This window comes from Streptomyces sp. BV286 (assembly GCF_019090165.1).
In the GTDB taxonomy this organism is placed as follows: Bacteria; Actinomycetota; Actinomycetes; order Streptomycetales; family Streptomycetaceae; genus Streptomyces.
Genome location: NZ_JAHRIB010000051.1, coordinates 1 through 3,193 on the forward strand (window position 1 = coordinate 1; position 3,193 = coordinate 3,193).

The window sequence follows — 3,193 nt, forward strand, 5'->3', positions numbered from 1 at the left end:
GGGTGGTTGGTCGTTGTTTGAGAACTGCACAGTGGACGCGAGCATCTGTGGCCAAGTTTTTAAGGGCGCACGGTGGATGCCTTGGTACCAGGAACCGATGAAGGACGTGGGAGGCCACGATAGTCCCCGGGGAGCCGTCAACCAGGCTTTGATCCGGGGGTTTCCGAATGGGGAAACCCGGCAGTCGTCATGGGCTGTCACCCACATCTGAACACATAGGGTGTGTGGAGGGAACGCGGGGAAGTGAAACATCTCAGTACCCGCAGGAAGAGAAAACAACCGTGATTCCGGGAGTAGTGGCGAGCGAAACCGGATGAGGCCAAACCGTATGTGTGTGAGACCCGGCAGGGGTTGCGCATGCGGGGTTGTGGGATCTCTCTTTCACAGTCTGCCGGCTGTGAGACGAGTCAGAAACCGTTGGTGTAGGCGAAGGACATGCGAAAGGTCCGGCGTAGAGGGTAAGACCCCCGTAGTCGAAACATCAACGGCTCGTTTGAGAGACACCCAAGTAGCACGGGGCCCGAGAAATCCCGTGTGAATCTGGCGGGACCACCCGCTAAGCCTAAATATTCCCTGGTGACCGATAGCGGATAGTACCGTGAGGGAATGGTGAAAAGTACCGCGGGAGCGGAGTGAAATAGTACCTGAAACCGTGTGCCTACAAGCCGTGGGAGCGTCGCTCATCAAGTTTACTTGGTGGGTCGTGACTGCGTGCCTTTTGAAGAATGAGCCTGCGAGTTTGCGGTGTGTTGCGAGGTTAACCCGTGTGGGGAAGCCGTAGCGAAAGCGAGTCCGAATAGGGCGATATAGTAGCGCGCTCAAGACCCGAAGCGGAGTGATCTAGCCATGGGCAGGTTGAAGCGGCTGTAAGAGGTCGTGGAGGACCGAACCCACCAGGGTTGAAAACCTGGGGGATGACCTGTGGTTAGGGGTGAAAGGCCAATCAAACTCCGTGATAGCTGGTTCTCCCCGAAATGCATTTAGGTGCAGCGTCGTGTGTTTCTTGCCGGAGGTAGAGCACTGGATAGGCGATGGGCCCTACCGGGTTACTGACCTTAGCCAAACTCCGAATGCCGGTAAGTGAGAGCGCGGCAGTGAGACTGTGGGGGATAAGCTCCATGGTCGAGAGGGAAACAGCCCAGAGCATCGACTAAGGCCCCTAAGCGTACGCTAAGTGGGAAAGGATGTGGAGTCGCACAGACAACCAGGAGGTTGGCTTAGAAGCAGCCACCCTTGAAAGAGTGCGTAATAGCTCACTGGTCTAGTGATTCCGCGCCGACAATGTAGCGGGGCTCAAGCGTACCGCCGAAGTCGTGTCATTCCAGCAATAGGGCCAACGCCCGTTGGGATGGGTAGGGGAGCGTCGTGTGCCGGGTGAAGCCGCGCCGGAAGGCAGTGGTGGACGGTTCACGAGTGAGAATGCAGGCATGAGTAGCGATACACACGTGAGAAACGTGTGCGCCGATTGACTAAGGGTTCCTGGGTCAAGCTGATCTGCCCAGGGTAAGTCGGGACCTAAGGCGAGGCCGACAGGCGTAGTCGATGGATAACCGGTTGATATTCCGGTACCCGCTGTGAAGCGTCAAACATTGAACCAGGCGATGCTAAGTCCGTGAAGCCGTTCCGGACCCTTCGGGGAAAGGAAAGTGGTGGAGCCGACGGACCAGACCTGCAGTAGGTGAGTGATGGGGTGACGCAGGAAGGTAGTCCATCCCGGGCGGTGGTTGTCCCGGGGTAAGGGTGTAGGACGTCAGGTAGGTAAATCCGCCTGGCACATAGTCTGAGACCTGATGCCGAGCCGATTGTGGTGAAGTGGATGATCCTATGCTGTCGAGAAAAGCCTCTAGCGAGTTTCATGGCGGCCCGTACCCTAAACCGACTCAGGTGGTCAGGTAGAGAATACCGAGGCGTTCGGGTGAACTATGGTTAAGGAACTCGGCAAAATGCCCCCGTAACTTCGGGAGAAGGGGGGCCATCACCGGTGATAGCACTTGCTGCTTGAGCTGGGGGTGGCCGCAGAGACCAGCGAGAAGCGACTGTTTACTAAAAACACAGGTCCGTGCGAAGCCGTAAGGCGATGTATACGGACTGACGCCTGCCCGGTGCTGGAACGTTAAGGGGACCGGTTAGTCAAACTTCGGTTTGGCGAAGCTGAGAACTTAAGCGCCAGTAAACGGCGGTGGTAACTATAACCATCCTAAGGTAGCGAAATTCCTTGTCGGGTAAGTTCCGACCTGCACGAATGGCGTAACGACTTCTCGACTGTCTCAACCATAGGCCCGGTGAAATTGCACTACGAGTAAAGATGCTCGTTTCGCGCAGCAGGACGGAAAGACCCCGGGACCTTTACTACAGTTTGATATTGGTGTTCGGTTCGGCTTGTGTAGGATAGCTGGGAGACTTTGAAGTCATGGCGCCAGCCATGGTGGAGTCGTCGTTGAAATACCAGTCTGGTCGTGCTGGATGTCTAACCTGGGTCCGTGATCCGGATCAGGGACAGTGTCTGATGGGTAGTTTAACTGGGGCGGTTGCCTCCTAAAGAGTAACGGAGGCGCCCAAAGGTTCCCTCAGCCTGGTTGGCAATCAGGTGTTGAGTGTAAGTGCACAAGGGAGCTTGACTGTGAGACCGACGGGTCGAGCAGGGACGAAAGTCGGGACTAGTGATCCGGCGGTGGCTTGTGGAAGCGCCGTCGCTCAACGGATAAAAGGTACCCCGGGGATAACAGGCTGATCTTCCCCAAGAGTCCATATCGACGGGATGGTTTGGCACCTCGATGTCGGCTCGTCGCATCCTGGGGCTGGAGTCGGTCCCAAGGGTTGGGCTGTTCGCCCATTAAAGCGGTACGCGAGCTGGGTTTAGAACGTCGTGAGACAGTTCGGTCCCTATCCGCTGTGCGCGTAGGAATATTGAGAAGGGCTGTCCCTAGTACGAGAGGACCGGGACGGACGAACCTCTGGTGTGCCAGTTGTCCTGCCAAGGGCATGGCTGGTTGGCTACGTTCGGGAGGGATAACCGCTGAAAGCATCTAAGCGGGAAGCCTGCTTCGAGATGAGTATTCCCACCAACTAGATTGGTTAAGGCTCCCAGTAGACGACTGGGTTGATAGGCCAGATGTGGAAGCCCTGTAAGGGGTGAAGCTGACTGGTACTAATAGGCCGAGGGCTTGTCCTCAGTTGCTCGCGTCCACTGTGT

Annotated in this window: 1 rRNA gene; it reads left to right on the forward strand. The window is 56.6% G+C overall.

Features of this window, described 5'->3' with window-relative positions:
* Window positions 1–49 precede the first annotated feature (49 nt).
* A 23S ribosomal RNA gene (locus KUF83_RS07140) occupies window positions 50–3,172 on the forward strand.
* Window positions 3,173–3,193: the final 21 nt, after the last annotated feature.